The 20120-nt window shown below is 45.2% G+C and carries 19 protein-coding genes and 4 tRNA genes; 19 read left to right on the top strand and 4 right to left on the bottom strand.

All coding sequences use genetic code 11. From position 1 onward, the window contains the following. Positions 1-2: 2 nt before the first annotated feature. The 8 genes from pth (at position 3) to QTP81_RS11410 (ending at position 4716) form a co-directional block, all read left to right on the top strand. Positions 3-596: an aminoacyl-tRNA hydrolase gene (pth, locus tag QTP81_RS11375; protein WP_289365586.1), complete on the top strand. Its 594-nt coding sequence runs from the start codon at positions 3-5 to the stop codon at positions 594-596. A gap of 21 nt (positions 597-617) precedes the next feature. After that, entirely contained in the window at positions 618-1709 is a 1092-nt protein-coding gene (ychF, locus tag QTP81_RS11380) for a redox-regulated ATPase YchF (RefSeq protein WP_289365587.1), read from the top strand. Positions 1710-1838: 129 nt separating this feature from the next. Next, a complete protein-coding gene (locus QTP81_RS11385; protein ID WP_289365588.1) occupies positions 1839-2648 on the top strand; it encodes a substrate-binding periplasmic protein in 810 nt (269 codons plus the stop codon). Positions 2649-2799: 151 nt separating this feature from the next. Then, positions 2800-2876 (top strand) — tRNA-Met (locus QTP81_RS11390). A 29-nt stretch (positions 2877-2905) separates the two neighbouring features. Further along, a tRNA-Leu gene (locus tag QTP81_RS11395) sits at positions 2906-2990 on the top strand. A gap of 4 nt (positions 2991-2994) precedes the next feature. Beyond that, a tRNA-Gln gene (locus QTP81_RS11400) sits at positions 2995-3070 on the top strand. A 39-nt stretch (positions 3071-3109) separates the two neighbouring features. Continuing rightward, a tRNA-Gln gene (locus QTP81_RS11405) sits at positions 3110-3185 on the top strand. A gap of 118 nt (positions 3186-3303) precedes the next feature. Further along, positions 3304-4716, top strand: coding sequence for an alanine/glycine:cation symporter family protein (locus tag QTP81_RS11410; RefSeq protein ID WP_289365589.1), 1413 nt, complete (start codon positions 3304-3306; stop codon positions 4714-4716). Between the two features lie 73 nt (positions 4717-4789). Here the strand turns inward: QTP81_RS11410 and QTP81_RS11415 are convergent, their stop codons facing one another. Further along, on the bottom strand, positions 4790-4966 hold the full coding sequence (locus QTP81_RS11415) for a hypothetical protein (protein WP_289365590.1): 177 nt from the start codon (positions 4964-4966) through the stop codon (positions 4790-4792). Continuing rightward, positions 4963-6120, bottom strand: coding sequence for an FAD-dependent monooxygenase (locus QTP81_RS11420; protein WP_289365591.1), 1158 nt, complete (start codon positions 6118-6120; stop codon positions 4963-4965). The genes QTP81_RS11415 and QTP81_RS11420 overlap by 4 nt, the downstream gene beginning before the upstream one ends. 89 nt (positions 6121-6209) lie before the next feature. On the opposite strand from QTP81_RS11420, the gene QTP81_RS11425 reads away from it, so the two are divergent. The 11 genes from QTP81_RS11425 to QTP81_RS11475 all read left to right on the top strand — a co-directional run bounded on the left by QTP81_RS11425 (position 6210) and on the right by QTP81_RS11475 (position 17952). Then, positions 6210-7109: a DMT family transporter gene (locus QTP81_RS11425; protein ID WP_289365592.1), complete on the top strand. Its 900-nt coding sequence runs from the start codon at positions 6210-6212 to the stop codon at positions 7107-7109. 140 nt (positions 7110-7249) lie between these two features. Next, positions 7250-8683: a tRNA (N6-isopentenyl adenosine(37)-C2)-methylthiotransferase MiaB gene (gene miaB / locus QTP81_RS11430; protein ID WP_289365593.1), complete on the top strand. Its 1434-nt coding sequence runs from the start codon at positions 7250-7252 to the stop codon at positions 8681-8683. A 12-nt stretch (positions 8684-8695) separates the two neighbouring features. Continuing rightward, complete coding sequence (locus tag QTP81_RS11435; protein WP_289365594.1) at positions 8696-9703, top strand: PhoH family protein; 1008 nt, start codon at positions 8696-8698, stop codon at positions 9701-9703. Continuing rightward, on the top strand, positions 9696-10151 hold the full coding sequence (gene ybeY, locus QTP81_RS11440) for an rRNA maturation RNase YbeY (protein ID WP_289365595.1): 456 nt from the start codon (positions 9696-9698) through the stop codon (positions 10149-10151). The genes QTP81_RS11435 and ybeY overlap by 8 nt, the downstream gene beginning before the upstream one ends. A gap of 42 nt (positions 10152-10193) precedes the next feature. Continuing rightward, entirely contained in the window at positions 10194-11072 is an 879-nt protein-coding gene (gene corC / locus QTP81_RS11445) for a CNNM family magnesium/cobalt transport protein CorC (RefSeq protein WP_289365596.1), read from the top strand. A gap of 3 nt (positions 11073-11075) precedes the next feature. Beyond that, on the top strand, positions 11076-12599 hold the full coding sequence (gene lnt, locus QTP81_RS11450) for an apolipoprotein N-acyltransferase (RefSeq protein ID WP_289365648.1): 1524 nt from the start codon (positions 11076-11078) through the stop codon (positions 12597-12599). Positions 12600-12661: 62 nt separating this feature from the next. Next, positions 12662-13945: a Xaa-Pro dipeptidase gene (locus tag QTP81_RS11455; RefSeq protein ID WP_289365597.1), complete on the top strand. Its 1284-nt coding sequence runs from the start codon at positions 12662-12664 to the stop codon at positions 13943-13945. A gap of 8 nt (positions 13946-13953) precedes the next feature. Continuing rightward, positions 13954-15612: a SulP family inorganic anion transporter gene (locus QTP81_RS11460; protein ID WP_289365598.1), complete on the top strand. Its 1659-nt coding sequence runs from the start codon at positions 13954-13956 to the stop codon at positions 15610-15612. 83 nt (positions 15613-15695) lie between these two features. After that, positions 15696-16112, top strand: coding sequence for a cytidine deaminase (gene cdd / locus QTP81_RS11465; protein WP_289365599.1), 417 nt, complete (start codon positions 15696-15698; stop codon positions 16110-16112). A 453-nt stretch (positions 16113-16565) separates the two neighbouring features. Beyond that, entirely contained in the window at positions 16566-16778 is a 213-nt protein-coding gene (gene cspE / locus QTP81_RS11470; RefSeq protein ID WP_289365600.1) for a transcription antiterminator/RNA stability regulator CspE, read from the top strand. Positions 16779-17457: 679 nt separating this feature from the next. Then, entirely contained in the window at positions 17458-17952 is a 495-nt protein-coding gene (locus QTP81_RS11475; protein WP_289365601.1) for a hypothetical protein, read from the top strand. Positions 17953-18254: 302 nt separating this feature from the next. Here QTP81_RS11475 and QTP81_RS11480 read toward each other — a convergent pair whose 3' ends face one another. Together QTP81_RS11480 and QTP81_RS11485 are read right to left on the bottom strand one after the other, a co-directional pair. Next, the gene (locus QTP81_RS11480) at positions 18255-19166 is read right to left on the bottom strand and encodes an aspartyl protease family protein (RefSeq protein WP_289365602.1); all 912 of its coding nucleotides are present in this window, start codon (positions 19164-19166) and stop codon (positions 18255-18257) included. Positions 19167-19957: 791 nt separating this feature from the next. Further along, positions 19958-20120: integrase core domain-containing protein (locus tag QTP81_RS11485; RefSeq protein ID WP_289365649.1), on the bottom strand; the 163-nt coding region annotated here is incomplete at its 5' end.

Raw genomic sequence — 20120 nt, forward strand, 5'->3', positions numbered from 1 at the left:
CTTTGGCCCCTATTCGCCTCATTGTGGGCCTGGGAAATCCAGGCCCAGAATACGAAAATACTCGCCACAACGCTGGTGCATGGTTTATTAATCGCCTTGCCGAACGCTGTCATACCTCGTTAGCTTCCGACGCAAAATTTTTTGGCCAAACCGCTCGTGTTACGCTAGCCGGTAAAGACGTCAGACTTTTATATCCATCGACTTTCATGAATCGCAGTGGTCAATCGGTTGCCGCCATCGCTAATTTTTATAAGATCCCAGTTGAATCAATCATGGTCGCCTTTGATGAACTTGATTTACCGCCAGGAGTTGCAAAGTTTAAAGTTGGTGGCAGTTCAAGCCAAAACGGTATCCGCGATATTGTCAGTAAGATGGGTAACAATCGCGACTTTTTGCGCTTGCGTATCGGCATTGGTCATCCCGGGCACAAGGCGAAGGTAACCGGTTACGTACTGGGTAAACCGAGCAAGCAAGATGAAGCACTGATCGATGAATGTATTGACGAAGCGTTGCGCAGTACTGAGATTTTATTAAAAGACGATTTAACCGCAGCTCAACAGCGGTTACATTCATTTAAGCCCAGCGCTACGGGCTAGTAAGCAGATATAGGATTTATTATGGGTTTTAAATGCGGCATCGTTGGCCTACCAAATGTAGGTAAATCAACTCTATTTAATGCATTGACCAAAGCGGGTATTGAAGCGGCTAACTTTCCGTTCTGTACCATTGAGCCAAACACCGGTGTGGTTCCTGTTCCGGACACTCGTCTGGATAAACTTGCTGCTATAGTTAACCCACAGCGCGTTATTCCAACTACTATGGAGTTTGTGGATATTGCAGGCTTGGTAGAAGGTGCCTCGAAAGGCGAAGGCTTAGGCAATAAATTCTTAGCTAACATCCGTGAAACTGATGCGATCGGTCATGTCGTTCGCTGCTTTGACGACGATAATATTGTGCACGTGGCAGGCAAAGTTAGTCCGCAAGACGATATCGACGTAATCAATACCGAACTGGCGCTGGCGGACTTAGAAACTACTGAAAAAGCCCTTATTCGGGTTGGTAAACGCGCCAAAGGCGGTGACGCCGATGCCAAATTCGAGCTAAAAGTGCTGGAAAAAATCAAGCCGCATTTAGATGAAGGCGCACTATTGCGCTCGGTTGATTTGAGCAAAGAAGAGTTAGCAGCTATTAGCTACATGAATATGCTAACGCTCAAACCGACTATGTATATTGCAAACGTTAACGAAGATGGTTTCGAAAACAATCCTTATCTAGACCAAGTAAGAGACATCGCCGCTGGTGAAAATGCAGTTGTAGTTGCTGTATGTGCTGCAATTGAGTCTGAAATTGCCGAACTCGACGACGAAGAAAAAGCCGAATTCCTTGAAGAGCTCGGACTTGAGGAGCCTGGCCTTAATCGCGTTATCCGTGCAGGCTACGACTTGCTGACACTGCAAACCTATTTTACCGCGGGCGTTAAAGAAGTCCGTGCATGGACTTACCCGGAGGGTTCTACTGCGCCTCAGGCGGCAGGCAAAATTCATACGGACTTTGAAAAAGGCTTCATCCGAGCTGAGATTGTTGGCTTTGATCATTACGTTGAATTCAATGGTGAGCAAGGCGCAAAAGATGCAGGTAAATGGCGCTTAGAAGGCAAGGACTACATCGTTAAAGATGGCGATGTTATTCACTTTAGATTTAACGTCTAAATCAATTTCTAAAGCCTGCTTACGCAGGCTTTTTTTATTGCGCCGGAGTGATCATTTCACTTGCCAGTATGCGTATAGTAAACCACTATTACTAAAATGCGTCTAACAAGAATAAGGTGAAAATTAGGGATGTTCCGCGGTGTGGGTTTGCGTATTATCGTGTTGTTGCTAATCATAAACACTGTTGGCGGTGCAGGCGCGAGCAGCTCGACCATTGTCACCATCTCTGTCTTCGAAGATCACAATCGCTATGTGCAAAGTGCTAATTCGTACGGTCTTTCCTGGCATTTATTTAATGCCGCAGCGCAGCAAGCGGGTTATAAGTTAGAAATCTTTCCCACATCTTGGCGTGCATCTATCCAACGCGTTCAAAATCGCCGTGTTGATTTGGTATACGCTGCCCTTAAGTCTGAAGAACGGGAACAATGGGCCACCTTTTCACTGCCTTTGATCACAGAAGGTGCAGCATTGTTCGCCCACCCATCCAGCCCGGTAAACGGTATAGAGGACATTGATTTTGCCAATGATGTTGTTGGCGTTTCGGCTAAATCGATTCAAGAATCGCTCGCCTATGAGATGGGCTTTAAAAATGTGTATGCCACTATCGATCGACCTCAGTTATATCAAATGCTCGCCGCCGACAGACTCGATTATTTGTTTTTCGGCACAAGCGTTATTAATTACTACTGCGTGCATTTTAGTCCCGAGAAAAGTAAAAACTGCATGAAGCAAGTGAGCCCTATCTATAACGAGAATAGTGTTCATGTGCTGACCCTCAGCACCAATCAACGCACAGTTGAAATACTGGAAAACATCAACCAAGCATTGTTTGCAATGCGACAATCTGACGAAATCAAAGAATGGTTTACTCGTTACCCCGAAGCCAATGACAACCATGCTGAGTGGGTAGCAAAACTCGAAAAACTGTACTCACAGTAGGTTTTATTGCCTACAACTTGCCCAACCAAAATAAAAATTGCTTATATTGTGTGCAAACAATGCGCTATCTGCAGATAAGCGTAAAAAAGGGGTTGACGGTAAATAGGCTAATCAGCATAATACGCGCCACTCCGAACAGGAGTATCTTCGTGGCTACGTAGCTCAGCTGGTTAGAGCACATCACTCATAATGATGGGGTCGCAGGTTCGAGTCCCGCCGTAGCCACCATTCTTTATTCGCTTGAATAAAGAGCCTATGCGGAAGTGGTGGAATTGGTAGACACGCTGGATTTAGGTTCCAGTGCTTCACGGCGTGAGAGTTCAAGTCTCTCCTTCCGCACCATTGTTGGGGTATAGCCAAGTTGGTAAGGCAGCGGGTTTTGATCCCGCGATTCGTTGGTTCGAGTCCAGCTACCCCAGCCACTTTTTTCGAGATGTGGCAGCGACACATTTCACCCTAATTGGGGTATAGCCAAGTTGGTAAGGCAGCGGGTTTTGATCCCGCGATTCGTTGGTTCGAGTCCAGCTACCCCAGCCATATAAAGAAAGCGTCGATTACTCGGCGCTTTTTTTATGCCTTATATTTTTCCGCTCTGGACTTCAGCGCCAATCATCGGCATGCTTTCAAACTTTGAGATCCTATCCAAGGCGTAATTTTGATTAACGATATTGTTGCTGAAATCAATAATGTTCTCTGGGGCGACTGGCAGATCCTTATCTATATGCTGCTCGGTTGTGGTATTTGGTTTACCTTCCGCCTCGGAGCAATTCAACTCCGTCATTTCGTACATATGTTCAGTGTTATGCGTGGTAGTACGAAGAGTGACAAAGCTGGTATTAGCTCGTTTCAAGCGCTGTGTACAAGTCTGTCTGCTCGCGTCGGGACTGGTAACTTGGCCGGCGTAGCAGTAGCGATTTCGCTGGGTGGCCCGGGTGCGATTTTTTGGATGTGGGTGATTGCTTTACTTGGTATGGCCACCGGTTTCGCTGAAAGTGTGCTCGGCCAATTATACAAAGTCAAAGATACCAACGGTGAATATCGCGGTGGCCCTGCGTATTACATCAAACAAGGACTAAAACAAAAATGGCTCGCCGTACTGTTTTCAGTTTGCTTATTTATGGGGTATGGCTTCATTTTCAGTGCGGTACAAGCCAATACCATTACGGACGCGCTTAATAATGCTTATGGTATTCCGACGTTCAACTCGGGTTTAGTCATTATTTTAGTTGCCGGTTTAATTGTTATTGGTGGACTAAGGGCTATCGCGCGCTTCGCCGAGTGGGTGGTACCTTTTATGGGGGTTACCTATATCGCAGTGGCATTGTTTGTCACCATTGCAAATATTGAATTACTGCCTGGCGTACTAAAAGATATTATCCTTAGCGCATTTGGTTTAACAGAAGCGGCAGCGGGAGCTTTTGCCGCAGCGATTAAAAACGGTATTCAACGCGGCTTGTATTCTAATGAAGCGGGCTCAGGCAGTGTTCCCCATGCAGCAGCAAGTGCGACCCCCTACCCCAACCATCCGGTTTCCCAAGGTTATGTGCAAATGCTTGGGGTCTTTATCGATACTATGATTCTGTGTACCTGTACGGCCTTTATTATATTGTTAGCTGGCGGTAGTTCTGGCGAAGGTATGGAAGGGATCCGCTTAACGCAAACAGCAATGGCATCGCATCTAGGTGAGGGTGGTGTTGACTTTGTAGCTGCCGCTATAACCTTATTCGCCTTTACCTCGGTGGTCGCCAACTACGCTTACGGCGAGAGTAACTTGCACATGTTCAGGCTCGATAACAAACTCGGACGCACATTCTATACCTGCGGCTACCTGGCTATGATCTTATGGGGCTCAATGGCTGCATTGCCGAAAGTATGGGCTATGGCTGATATGGCACTAGGCTTGATGACAGTGATCAATATCATCGCAATTGTGTGGCTTACCCCGACTATTGTCTCGATAAGTAAAGACTACTTTGCCAAGCGTGACCGCGGCGAACTGCCCGAATACACCGAGGGAGATTGTGAAATTCAAGGTGCCAATGAAGATGGTATATGGCGGAAAAACTAATCCTCGTTAGTGCAACACAGTGCTCACATGCGGGCCTCAAGGTGGCTGCAACAGCAGCTGATGGGGCTGCGAACTAATCTATTAACGCCATGATCAAAGCTAAGATCAGAGTGACCATCATCAATGGATAGATCCAACGCGCCATCTTTTGACTGTCTTCGTCACTGACTCGGACCTTAGATTTTTCGATTAATGGGATAATAATAAATAGTGCTGCAAACAGCACGGCTAAAATGGTGAGAAGTGTCATAGTATTCCTACTGCGTATTTAAGGGCTTGCTGTTTTAGCGTTCCCGCATTGTCAGCGAGTCGTAATAAACCGTTGCGCAAGAGCTTTAGCGGTAAAATATCATTGCTAAATCCATAATAAAACGCGTCCATTGTCGACATCATCAATTGATTTGCTCGCCGCCGTGGCGTTTGATAGCGGTTAAGCAACAATTCTTGTTGCGGTGCAACGTCTTCAGCAAATAGCGACAATAAACAATCAACATCTTGAAAGCCAATGTTAACTCCCTGCCCCGCAAGTGGATTGATCGTATGCGCAGAATCGCCAACGAGTATGACGCGCTGTCGCACGTATTGGTTGGCATGCGCTCTGGTAAGTGGAAATGCTGCCGCCTGTAATACCTCAAATGGCCCCACCAATTCAGCAAACACCTTTTGTACACGGGGAGCCAAAGTCGCAATGGGCAAGCCTTTCAGCTGCCGAATCGTGTCTGCGTCGTCGTACCAAATTAAAGCGGCGTAATGCTCGAACATTGGCAAATAGGCGATCGGTCCTGCGGGCCTAAATTGCTGCCAAGTTTCGCGGGTGGAGGGAGTTGTCGTTCGGATAGTAACACCCAGCGCCTGTTGACTATATTGCCACCCTGTCTGGCCAATCCGAGCGAGTTCTCGGACTTGTGATTGCGCACCATCAGCGCCGAAAATGTAATTCGCTGTTAGTTCTTGTCCATCACTTAGCGTCAGTTTGCCATTTTCACTGTCGAGGTGTTGCAGTGTCGCAGAGGTGTACCATATGACATTTGGCAGCTCTTTTAACTGCTGATGCAGGCCTAATTGTGTGAGTCGATTTTCGACGAAAAACCCCAATTGGTCGGCACCAATGGATTGTGCGTCAAACTGCGTTCGCGTCTGCTTATCTGAGGCCGTCTCCCAAACTGTCAGTGTGTCATAGGGTTGCGTGCGCATCGTGCTGATTGCGTCCCATGCGCGCAAACGCTTAAGCAGCTTTACGGTGCCCAAACTCAATGCTGACATACGAATATCAGGCGGCTGTTCGGCGCTAAAAGGCGTTGGCAAATACTGCTCGATAATAGCGACTCGATGACCCTGCTGCCCCAAGCCAAGCGCTAGTGCCGAGCCTATCATGCCGCCACCAACAACAATAAAATCAAACATATAGACAGTCATTACTGGTAGATTCAGATATTATGAAGTAAAACTACGCGCTTTGATACGCTCCAGTTCTGCCAAAGGCTTAAATATTCATGTCAACTGCTAGCCCTACTACACCGTCACCGTCCATCTGGTTGGGTGCCGTTTGCTTGATCGCCGCGGAATTGTGTTTTGCCGGTGTTGGCGCTGTAGTTAAGGCACTTAGCGAACAAATGAATCAAACTCAATTGGTATTTTTTCGCAATGCCAGTGCGCTTGTTGTGCTTATTCCTATTGTGTTTCGCAGTGGTCTCGGGAATGCCGTTGCCGTGGTGCGTACAGAGCGCCTTAAACTACACCTGTTTCGGGCGGTATGTGGCATGGTCGCGATGTACGGATTCTTTTATGTACTGGCTACCCTCACCTTAACCCAAGCCATGATGGCGCTAATGCTCGCCCCCTTCATTGTGCCAATAATTGCCTTTTTGTGGTTAAAGGAGCGCATCGACAGTAAAACCGCTATTGCGATTGGCGTGGGTTTTTGTGGGGCTGCTGTAATCTTGTTGACCAAACCATCACAGGCTCAGCCACTCAACATCATGGCTCTGGCAATCGCCATTGGCTGTGCAGTATTAGTCGCCACGACAAAATGCACAATACGCAAATTGACTGATTCCGAACCTTCACTGCGGATCGTGTTCTACTTCACAGGTGTTGCGACAGTCATATCGTTAGTGCCCATGCTCATATATTGGCAACCATTACTCCGCCACGTTATTCCCTGGTTAATTGTTATGGGGGTGTTGGCAGCGATTGGTCAATTGCTAATGACACGTGCGTTTGCGTTAGCTTCACCGGTAAAAATTGGTTTACTGTCGTATTCCAGTTTGATATTTGCTGCAATTATCGGCGCCATCGGCTGGCAAGAGCCCATCACTCTGTCGTTGATACTCGGTTCGGTGTTAGTCATTTGGGCGGCAAACCTGACTATTCGTCAACGCTGGTTATGGTGATTTCGCTGGCTTCAGAACCAATTTAGGCATATAATGGCGGGCTGATTTTCAGTAGCTCGCGGCAGTTATCTCCGATTGTCTTAGTAACACAACTTACGAAGCCGCGACTACCCAATTTTGACTTTATTGAGCTGCCAGAAATGACTAAAAAGCTGTATATCAAAACCTGGGGTTGCCAGATGAATGAGTACGATTCGGAAAAAATGGCCGATCTACTCGATAGCACCCATGGTTATAGTGTTGCTGACGAGCCAGAAGAAGCAGATGTGATTCTGCTCAACACTTGTTCTATCCGGGAAAAAGCCCAGGAAAAAGTGTTCCATCAGTTAGGTCGATGGAAGACCTTGAAAAATGACAAACCTGATTTAATTATCGGTGTCGGTGGTTGCGTAGCGTCTCAAGAAGGCGACGCAATTCGTCAACGTGCGCCATTCGTTGATTTAGTTTTCGGTCCACAAACGCTGCATCGTTTGCCTGAGATGATCGAACAAATTAAAGCCGGCGAAAAAGCTGTTGTTGATGTTACATTCCCTGAAATCGAAAAGTTTGACCGTCTGCCTGAGCCTCGAGCCGAAGGACCTACCGCGTTCGTATCGATCATGGAAGGCTGTTCTAAATACTGTTCATTCTGTGTTGTCCCTTACACTCGTGGTGAAGAAGTTAGCCGCCCGGTTGATGATGTATTGTTAGAGATTGCTCAACTTGCAGAACAAGGGGTGCGCGAAGTTAATCTTTTGGGTCAGAATGTAAACGGCTTTCGCGGCGAGCACTTCGACGGCACTGAATGTCGTTTTGCTGAATTGTTAGAGTTAATTGCTGCCATCGATGGTATTGATCGGATCCGCTACACCACGTCGCATCCGGTTGAATTCACTGATGACATTATCGCTGCTTACGAAACGATTCCTGAGTTAGTGGACCACTTGCATTTGCCAGTGCAGAGCGGCTCTGATCGTATCCTCAACTTAATGAAGCGCGGTCATACTGCGATCGAATACAAGTCAAAGATCCGTAAGCTGCGCAAAATCAGACCAAATATCAGTATGTCGTCAGATTTCATTATTGGTTTTCCAGGCGAAACTGATGCTGATTTCGAAGCGACAATGGATTTGATTCAAGCTGTTGACTATGACTTAAGCTTCAGTTTTATCTACAGTGCGCGTCCGGGTACGCCTGCGGCAGACGCTGTTGATGATGTCACTGAAGAAACCAAGAAGCAGCGCTTGTATTTGTTGCAACAGCGCATCAATCAACAAGCGCAGCGCATAGCTCGTAACATGGTGGGGACAGAACAACGCGTGTTGGTTGAAGGTCCATCCAAGAAAAACCCAATGGAATTATCAGGTCGTACTGAAAACAACCGCGTGGTTAATTTTGAAGGTACCCCTGACATGATTGGTCAATTTGTCGATATCGCGATTACTGATGTGTTTACTAACTCGCTGCGCGGAAACGTTGTCAGACGCGAGAGCGAGATGGGTTTGCGCGTGGCGGTTAGTCCGCAAAGCATTACCAGTAAACAACACGCTAACGCACCTGATGCGCTGGGCGTGAGTCAATATCAACCGGTTTAAATGTGAGGAATTGTGAGTAATATTACCAGCAACGAATTTACCCTAGAGCCCGAAGATCAAAAGCGTTTATCAAGCTTATGTGGTCCATTTGACGACAACATTAAACAGATTGAACGGCGCTTGGGCGTGGAAATCACCTATCGCAATAACCAATTCAAAGTAATTGGCGAGCCGATGCGTGCGGGCGGTGCTGGTGAGTTACTCAAGTTGTTATACATTGAAACACAGCCGGTAAAAGGCCGTATACCCGAACTCGAAGCAGAAAAAGTCCACTTGGCTATTCAAGAGGCAAAATGTCTTGAGCGCGCGGAAGCCGGTCACTATGGTAAAGAAGTACACGTAAAAACCAAGCGCGGCGTAATTAAACCGCGCAATCCCAATCAGTCGAAATACGTCACGAATATCGTCAATCACGATATTTGCTTTGGTATCGGTCCGGCGGGAACAGGAAAAACCTATCTTGCCGTTGCCTGCGCTGTTGATGCACTAGAACGTCAAGAAATTCGGCGTATTTTGCTCACCCGCCCTGCGGTTGAAGCTGGTGAAAAGCTCGGATTTTTACCCGGCGATTTATCGCAAAAAGTCGATCCCTATCTTCGTCCACTCTATGACGCACTATTTGAAATGCTGGGCTTTGAAAAAGTTGAAAAGCTGATTGAACGCAATGTAATTGAAGTCGCCCCGCTCGCCTACATGCGTGGTCGCACCTTAAATGATGCATTTATTATTTTGGATGAAAGTCAAAATACGACCGTTGAACAAATGAAAATGTTCTTAACGCGGATTGGCTTTAACAGCAAAGCGGTAATTACCGGTGATATTACACAGATCGACTTGCCACGTAACGCCAAGTCGGGTTTACGCCATGCAATCGACGTCTTACAAGACGTCAAAGAGCTCTCTTTTAACTTCTTTAATGCTAATGATGTTGTACGCCATCCAGTTGTTGCGCGTATTGTTGGAGCCTATGAAGAGTACGAAAAAGCGCAAGCACTACTGAAAAAAGAGTCTCGTGACTAATCAAATCGATCTACAACACGCGTGTGACAATCAGATCCCTGCGCTCGAGGACTTTGAATGCTGGACAACATTGGCACTGGATGCAAACCAACTAAAAGCTAGGGAGCTGACCATACGGTTAGTGAACAGTGACGAGTCTCAGCAACTCAATGCGCAATACCGCGGAAAAGACAAACCGACCAACGTGCTGTCCTTTCCATTCGAGTGTCCACCAGAAGTCGATATTCCGCTGCTGGGCGATCTCGTGATATGTGCAGATGTGGTGGAGCGCGAAGCTACTGAGCAAAACAAGCCGTTAAACCATCATTACGCCCATTTAACCATTCATGGCGTATTGCATTTATTGGGCTTTGACCATATTGATCCAGAACAAGCCGTTGAGATGGAATCCTTAGAAACTCGACTACTTGCAAAATTAGGGATTGACGATCCCTATCAAGATCATTAACTATTAACAGCCGACTACGGAAAACGTAAAACGACAAATACTATGAGCGACGATAATCCCCACTCTACCAACGGTTCTTCTCAGAAAGGTTGGCTTGATAAGATACTACAACCTTTTAACGGAGAACCGAAAAGCAAGGATGACCTTGTAGAGGTTATTTCAGAAGCGCAAGCCCGTGAGGTTATTGACCCACAAACTCGAGAGATGATCGAGGGCGTAATTGGCGTTCACGATATGCGGGTACGTGAAATCATGATCCCTCGCGCCCAAATGATCACCATCGACATCGACCAGTCAGTCGACGAGTTTCTACCGCAGATGCTGGATTCAGCGCACTCCCGCTTTCCGGTGATAAGTGAAGATAAAGATCATATCGAAGGTATTTTACTCGCCAAAGATCTTCTAGCATACGCCTTTATACCCGGCAAAGAGTTCCATCTCCGCGACGTGTTGCGTCCAGCTGTTATTGTCCCAGAAAGCAAGCGCGTCGATGTTTTATTGAAAGAGTTTCGCTCGCAGCGCTATCACATGGCCATCGTGGTGGATGAGTACGGCGGTGTGTCCGGTCTGGTCACAATTGAAGATATCCTCGAACTCATCGTTGGCGAAATCGAAGACGAATTTGATGTAGAGGAAGATGGTACAGATGATATTCGGCCGCTCAACAAGTACACCTATTCCGTCAAAGCCTTAACGCCGCTGGACGAATTCAATGAGTTTTTTGAAACGTCCTTTAGCCAAGACGAAGCTGACACCATTGGCGGTATTGTGCTCAAAGCCTTTGGTCACATGCCTGAAACCAACGAAGAAATTACTATCGGCGATTTAGTTTTTAAGGTTACACAATCAGACAAGCGCCGATTGTTGCAGCTAAAAGTGACATTACCTGATGATTCCGCTTCGGCTGTTGAGGAAGAATAAGTTCTGCACAAGCTTCTTATCTACCTTTTTGTCATTTTCTGTGGTGCGTCGCTAACCTTTAGCTACGCACCTTTTGATTATTGGTGGCTTGCCCCCATCGGTATGGTGGGTTTTCTAGGCGTTTTAATTAGCCAGTCTCGCTACAGTGTTAGTTGGCTCACCTGGTGGTTTGCGTTTGCTTGGTTCGGTGCCGGGATTAGTTGGGTCCATGTGAGTATTGCCGACTTTGGAGGCTTACCCTTAATAGTATCTATGGCCATGATGGCTGCACTATGTGGTTACTTAGCGCTCTATCCAGTTATTGCCGTACGCATAGCACTCAAGCTCGGTGATAAACGCTGGTTTGCGCTGTACCTCCCCATCAGTTGGTTACTTGCTGAGTGGTTGAGAAGTTGGATGCTGAGCGGTTTTCCGTGGTTATCGATTGGTTATTCACAGCTCACCTCACCACTTGCAGGTTGGATACCAGTCATTGGCGAAACCGGGACAAGTGCCCTGTTAATTATGATCTGTACCGGTGCTGCCATGGCTATTTGCAAGCGTCGCTGGCTGACGGTACCTGTGATAATGCTAGTGCCATTTGCTGCTGGTTATGTATTAAATACTATTGCGTGGACCAAGCCGACCGGTGAAGTAATATCCACGGCCATGATCCAAGGCAACATTAAGCAAGAATTGCGCTGGGTACCCGAGCAAGACGCCCCTACCATGCAGGCGTATATCGATGAAACTTTGCCCTATTTGGGCGCAGATTTAATCGTCTGGCCGGAAGCAGCGATCCCCAAACTCGAATCACTTGCAATTGACTATATTCGCAGTATTGATGAGGTAGCTGCCGAGCAAGGCTCTGCGCTTATCACAGGCATCGTTAATTATCACTTCGAAAGTGAAGAGGTCTACAACAATCTCATAGCAATTGGCAAACGTAATGCTGAGGATACATCGGGTCATTATCGCTACATGCATAACAACCGCTTTGCCAAGCATCACCTCTTACCGATTGGCGAGTTTGTACCTTTTGAATCAGTATTGCGAGAGCTCGCCCCTATTTTCGACTTACCCATGTCGAGCTTCAATCGCGGCGATTTTCAGCAGCGTAATTTGGTTGCAAATGGGTTTAATATCGCGCCTGCCATTTGCTTTGAAATAGCTTTTCCACGGCAAGTACTGGCAAATGTGTACAGCGATACCGATGTATTACTAACCGTTAGCAACGACGCTTGGTTTGGACGTTCACACGGCCCTGCGCAACACATGCAAATAGCCCAAGTACGGGCTAAAGAGCTCGGCCTTCCCCTGATCCGCTCAACCAACAATGGCATTAGCGGTTTTGTTGATCATCGCGGTAAGCTTGTCGCGCAACTGCCACAATTTGAACGCACGGCCACACAACACGACGTAGTGCTAGTCGGTGGCATTACCCCCTACCGCTACATGGGGGACGGCGCAGCATGGATAATTTTTATTCTGTTTGCAGGATTTGCCCGGCTACTAGATCGTCCTACCAGTGAGCAAATGCAGAATTAACGTTGAGGTGAACACGCGCACTGCTATACTGGCGTCACATTAACATTGCCAATCAAGATCTTATGCAATCTTCAACGTCGCGTTTTTTCATTTTCGCTGTTTTCTTGTTCAGTTCATTAGAACTAAACGCCAAAACGATTATCAAAGCCGATGCTCTGGTCGATGTTGAAACCGGCCAGCTAATCAAAAATCCTGTGGTTATTATCGAAGGCAACCGCATTAGCCAGGTTAATAGTGGCTCAGCGGCTAATGTGCAGTTAGACGATACGGTTATAGACCTTTCCGGGCATACTTTGCTTCCTGGTTTTATGGATATGCACGTGCACTTAACCAGTGATGCGACTGTGCATGGCTATCGACGCCTCGCCGTTTCAGTCCCACGGGCTACGATTAGCGGCGTAAAGCATGCTGAAACAACGCTTCTCGCGGGGTTTACTACAGTTCGTAATGTTGGTGCGCCTGGATATACTGATGTCGCCCTGCGTGATGCGATTAACGATGGTGATGTTATTGGCCCCCGCATGTTTGTTTCTGGCCCCTCCATTGGGGTTACAGGAGGCCATTGCGATAATAATTTATTGACCGCTATGTATGGCGTTAAATCCCGAGGAGTCGCCGATGGTCCATGGGCAGTAAGAGAAAAAGTTCGCGAAAATATTAAGTATGGCGCGACGGTTATTAAATACTGCGCAACCGGTGGAGTACTGTCAAAAGGCACCAAGGTGGGTGTTCAACAATACACCTTCGAGGAAATGCAAGCATTGGTTGAAGAAGCGCACATGCGTGGCCTTACAGTGGCGACACATGCGCATGGTACCGAAGGAATAAAAACCGCTATTCGCGCTGGTGTCGATTCAGTTGAGCATGTCAGTTTGCTTGACGATGAAGGGATTGCACTAGCACTAGAGCACGGAACCTATTTCTCAATGGACATTTATGTCACAGAGTACATCCTAGGTGAAGGTGCCAAACAAGGTATTTTAGAAGAGAGTCTGGCAAAAGAGCGTATCGTCGGCCAACAACAGCGCGATAGCTTTACGCGCGCGCTCAACGCTGGGGTGAAAATGGTATTTGGATCAGACGCTGGGGTTTATCCTCACGGCGATAATCCGAAACAATTTGCGCGCTTGGTCCGCTTCGGAATGACTCCAATGCAAGCGATCCAAACTGCCACAATCCATCCAGCAACATTGCTCAAACAAGAGGCTGAACTTGGCAGTATCAGTACAGGGAAATTAGCCGATATTGTTGCCGTAAAAGGCAATCCTTTAGACAATATAGAATTACTTGAACAAGTGACGTTCGTTATGAAAGACGGCGAAGTGTATAAGCATACTGAGCAATAGCAAAAACAATGGCATTTTTGAATCAGTTAACAACCAAAAACCTGCGCGGTGATTTATTAGGTGGCGTGACCGCTGCTATTGTGTCATTGCCTTTGGCCCTGACCTTCGGTGTAGCATCGGGTGCAGGTGCTGAAGCCGGTATCTACGGTGCTATTTTGGTCGGCTTATTTGCCGCGTTGTTTGGTGGCACCCCCACGCTCATCTCCGAGCCTACCGGCCCGATGACCGTTGTAATGGCAGCTGTGGTTACGACCATGATTGCCAACAATCCTGAAAACGGCATGGCAATGGCGTTCACGGTCGTCATTATGGCAGGGATGTTCCAAATTGCCTTCGGTTTGTTAAAACTGGGGAAATATATAACCCTCATGCCCTACAGCGTTATATCCGGTTTCATGTCGGGTATCGGCTGTATTTTAATCATTATTCAATTCGCGCCTTTAATTGGCCAAAGTGCACCGCCAGGCGGTGTCACGGGTACGCTCAGTGCCTTACCAACACTGCTGAGCAATATTCAGCTCAGTGAGCTGGTATTAGCGACCTTAACCATTTTAATCTTGTTTTTTACACCACCGCGTTTGAAGAAAGTGGTACCTCCACAACTATATGCGCTAGTCATTGTGTCTTTGATTTCAGTGATACTGTTTGACTTTGACGATATTCAGCGCATTGGCGAAATCAATGCATCATTACCTTCCTTGGTGTTGCCACACTTTACCGCGGCGCAGTTCCAAACCATGATAGCTGATGCCATGGTACTTGGTATGCTAGGTTGTATTGATTCAATGTTGACGTCTGTCATTGCCGATAACCTAACGCGCTCAGAGCACAAATCTGACAAAGAACTGATTGGTCAGGGCATGGGTAATATCGCATCGGGTCTTTTTGGTGGTTTACCGGGAGCAGGTGCAACCATGGGCACGGTGGTTAATATTCAAAGTGGCGCGCGAACACCTTTATCTGGCGTGATCCGTGTTGTTGTTCTATTTATTGCAGTGTTCGGAGCTGCATCACTCATTGAGAATATCCCGCTCGCGGTATTGGCCGGTATTGCGGTTAAAGTGGGTGTGGATATTTTAGATTGGAGCTTCTTAAAACGTGCGCATCGCGTTTCATTCCACTCGACCCTGATCATGTACGGCGTGATGCTGTTAACCGTATTTGTCGACTTAATCGTAGCCGTTGGTATCGGAGTCTTTGTAGCCAACGTCATTACGATAGAAAAGCTCAGTGCCAGCCAATCAAAGAATATCCGAGCCATCAGTGACCTAGATGATAAACTGCCCCTAACAAGAGAGCAGAAGCGGCTACTCAACCTTGGCGAAGGCCGTATTTTATTTTTCTACTTAAGCGGCGCAATGATCTTTGGTGTATCAAAAGCCCTCGCTCGCGAACGTGCAACTATTGCAGACCACGAAGTAGTGATTATCGACCTCAGTGACGTGTCAATGCTCGATGATACGATCTCGCTTTCAATTGAAAACGTCGTGCGTGAGGCGCGTGAGTTAGACAAAGCTGTCTACTTGGTGATGAAAACCGCAGCTGCGGCCGAAAAATTGAAGCGTTTAGGCGTTGAAGAACTGCTCGGCGACGATGCATTTGTATCTGATCGTACAGTTGCACTTGAGAGTGCTATAAAACATCTCGATCGCGGCGCCACCGCATAAAGCAGCGATAAATTCAGGTATTGCGTAATACCCATTTGCTGTTTATGCTTCGTCGTCCTTGATCATTTTCTGTAAGGTAATCAATGACAATTCAGGTCACTCCCGAAGTTCAAGCCGCCTATAACAAATCGCTTGATACCAGAGCCAATGCGTATGCCCCCTACTCTAAATTTCAAGTTGGCGCAGCTGTGAAGTTTAAGGATTTCGACCAAGTGTTTTACGGGTGTAATGTCGAAAATGCCAGCTATGGCGCAACCATTTGCGCAGAACGCAATGCAATATGGGGAGCAGTAGCGAGCATAGGTAAACAAAATCTTGAATATCTTATAGTTACCACTGATCAAGAAGAGCCCGCACCACCCTGTGCATTGTGTTTACAGGTGCTTTCAGAGTTTTACGACCCTGAAATGCCGATTTACCTGGCCAACTTACAAGGTATACAAAGCCAGTTGCTGTTAAAAGATATCTTGCCTATTCCGTTTAATAGCTTCGAAGTCTAGTAACAATCCTTAGACCACTTTCTGAAAATAACGTGTTTAATTTACTTCAGTTCTACGGCTGGGAAATTAAAGGTTATCGATTGGCGTAGGATCTACTTTTAACAGCTAAGTTTTTTCAACTGCTTAGTAGGTAAAGCAGCCGTTTAGCACATTGGATACCCAAAGGCCGGATAGGATGATTTGGAGACATTGAAAAAGCTATTATTTCGCTAGTCCAAGAATCAAACACAAAAAGACTTATACATACATAGACTAATAGTGTATTGTTCTTTTGCTTTAGAATTTTAGAGCTTTATCTGCTACTGCACTTTGCATCTCTTTTTCTTCTTTTATTAATTTAGGTCGAACTTGTATTTTCATTTGCTCTACTGGTTAATGTTGTACTTGTTTTTATCTAAAGCTTTATCGGTGGTACGCCACCAAAATATGCGATTAATAAAAGGTTTCAAAAATATGTCTAATTCTGTAAATGGCGTCGTTAAGTGGTTTAATGAAGATAAAGGTTTTGGTTTTTTAACACCAAGCGAAGGTGGTAAAGACGTTTTTGTTCATTTTCGCTCAATCGTATCTGGAGGCTATAAGTCCTTGACTGAAGGGCAGGAAGTTAGCTTCACTATTGAGCAAAGCCAAAAAGGACCTCAAGCGGCTAATGTTATAGCTGTCTAAGCGACTGGGTGCTCTAAAGGCTGGCTCTGACTGGCCTTTTTCTTACTGTAATACTCTCTCCTTGAATTAATCGTCAGTTTATTGTCTTACTGTTCCTTTTCTCAATTTTAATAAGTTTTTAACATATGATTTATACATATAATGGCAACGGCATTAATGCACAGCCACCAATTTCCACTATATCTGTCAATAAGCTCAGTGTTGTTTTTAAAGATAACCAAAAGCTAAAAAACATTAGCTTCCATAGCGCTAGTGAAAAAAAGAAGTTCTTAAATTGGCTAGTCACAATTCAAGTTGTAATGGCCTGATAACACATTTATTTAAAACGAAGTTTTCGTTGATTTCATTGTTCAATGCCCATGCAAAAATTATCTGGCGTAACTCTTTACTAAAAAGTTTTATTCAAAATGATATAGAGGGCTGTTTGAACCAAATGTCTTAACCCTGAACTTCAGTTCCTTGTCTATTGTTGCCAAACGAGACCATTCTTCAGCTGCGTCGTATTGCCGACGTTGGGGCATTAACTACTAGATGACAACAATGAGCGAGTTGCAGTCGAATTCACCTGAACAAATTTAATTCCTTATTTATCGGGGGAGTCAGACAAGAGCATTTAATCTATTTGATAGTTAACGAAGTACAAAACCTACATAAAGTAAATAAAGCTGATTAGGAACCTATGGCTGCTCCATTCTGCATTTCCACTTCAGAAAACTTCATTAAAGTGAAGTTTACAGAATCGTTCCACCATACTCGGCACTACAGGGGCCTTATCAATGGGATTGTAAGTGTTGTTGATAACAACATACACGTACCTCGCTGGGCATTACTTGTTGACTGGGGCGACTGGTTTATTCAAATTCCAGAAGAAGAGAAACTCTGTATGCGTTTTTTGAAAGAGTATCAGGAATTAGGGTTGGCTTACCTAGTGAATATCACGCCTAAACATCCAATCGTAGACTGGCAAATGGAAAAAATCACTGACTCAAATCCGGAGTTGGAAATAGTGACAACGGACGACGTAAAAGTCGGAGAATACTGGCTGGAAACGAAAGGAATTAAGTTATTGACGTTCCTAGAAAATGTTAATGAGACTTGGTTTAACAAATCAGCTTCATTTACACACCTGATAAAGAAATATGGTGTGTCAGACGAACAGTTCGACTCACACTAACATTTACGATTATTGATTGTTTAAAGTAACCTGATTGTCTATTTGAGCCTCTGGAAGAAGGATGTGGAGCAACAAAGTACGTATAGCCGCCGTTGGTGTATTGACAAGTTACATAATGAAGAGCTCATTTCTGTTGTTCCAATACTGAATAAACAATAAAAATTATACTAACAGCCAAAACACAATTAAAACTAATATCTAGTAGCACTTTTTGATCAGCCAAATTACAAAAATCACACTAACCATATTGATTGGAACTTTGCTCAAAACCAGCTCCGTAATGCCTTTAGAATGCACTATGTCTAATAATTTTTAATGTGGAGCTTAGCATTGCCGAAGTCCACAATACTATTTAATTGAATCAGCTGTTGATTGCCTAAAATACCAATTAACTGTGGTTCACCATCAACATTCACGGCATTCATTAATGCAGTAAAGTCTGAAGTAAAAAAATCACCCTTAAGCGTTACGCTACCAAGACTAATTTCCCCGTTCTTATAAACTTTCATTGGCAGCTCAACTCCCTCGTCGATAACACTTTTTGCCGAAGGATGGTTCTCTAATTTAAACCCGAACTGTGTTAATGTTGATTGGTCTAAAACGGTTTGAGAAGCGCCCGAATCAACAAGCAACCTGACATGGTTCTCGCTAAGCCTAATATCAATATAATTAAACCCCATCTCTGACTGGTGAAGGCTGATTGTTTCGAACGCTGCACCATTTGATTCATCTAACAACGCCAGAACATCGGATGTATTTTCAGGAATAAGTAGTTGTGAGTTTTTCACATCCAGCAAAGCTTTCAATGTTTTCAGCGCGTCATATCCAACGATTCCCATTACCTTGGTTCCAAATTGGCCGGAAATGTTATTTGAATAAATTGTTTTAATATCAACCGGCTTTTTACCAATGGAGAATTTCGCTATTTCGACAGGGAATGTCTCAATTCTTCCCGTTTTGCTATCTCCGACACGGACACCATTAACTATTTCTTGGCCTTTACTTATTCCAAAAATACTTAGTTTGCTAGTGTCAATGACAGTGCCAGTTGCTCCAGAATCAAGAACGAATATCGCTTCAACACCATTGATAGAAGCTAGTATTTCAAAGTGGCCATCGCTTGTTTTGTTGAGAGGAACCTGTTGCATCTGCGCATGGGATAACAGTGAAAAGCTTGACCAAATGGTTAGCACAAAGAAAGAAAGTGTTTTCATATCAAAATCCTTTTAAAATTTTCGAAGGGTTAAGACGTTTTTCCGTTGATTTAGTTCATTGTGATAAAAACATGTAGCGCATAAGTATCAGAACTTAAGATGATATGCTGTTTGTGCGAGCGACTACTTCGCCGATTTTGATCGTTCGCTTTCTCGAAATTCTGCTCATTGCCGAACGACCGCTCTTTGTCTCAAGGCGTCACTCATACTTAGGGGCAGAAGCGTATTGCTGCTAGAATCTACAGTCATTCATTACATTCGCTTCTAACTTCCCTTTCTTTTTGCGAACGCTCAAATGTTGAACTTCGCTCCGTGAAGCTGTACTTTATCAGCTGTGATGTATTTATATGTGGTTATTGAACGCCATATCACTTACTTATTATATTGCATAGGAAAGTTATATGAGAATTGGATCTCAAACTCTCAAAGACCGATCAGATAGAGTGGAACCTCAAATTAGCAAATTTGGGTTTATCGCTTTGGGCATCCTTTTTTTCATTGCTATTTGTATATGCGCTTTACTCTATAAGTTTGACCCAACAGCATTCCCTCTTTGGAAAGTTGGTACTTCGCTTGCCTTGCCTCTTTCTTCAGCGCTCCTAATCTCGTACCACTATAAGCAGCGTAACTAAAATATATAAAATCAATTAACGGCACTCGTAGTCGTTCGCTGGGACGCAGTTACGTGTTCAACTGCGCCGTTTTTTGCACATGTTTTAAGCTTTATATTTGGAAGTTGACCGTCCGCTTTGTAAATACCCCATATCTAACACAGTTACTTCGTAGAATATCTAGGCGGCATTTCTATACTCAATCGGTGTCATGTCGTTAAGTGAATCATGTGGCCGTTCGTTGTTGTAAAGCTCAATCCAATCTTGGGTTAGGCGCTTCACTTCGTTTAAATTATTGAATATGTAACAGTCCAATACATCGTCACGGTAAGTCCGGTTAAAC

The sequence above is a fragment of the Neoalteromonas arenosi genome (assembly GCF_030362855.1).
Lineage (GTDB): Bacteria > Pseudomonadota > Gammaproteobacteria > Enterobacterales > Alteromonadaceae > Alteromonas_E > Alteromonas_E arenosi.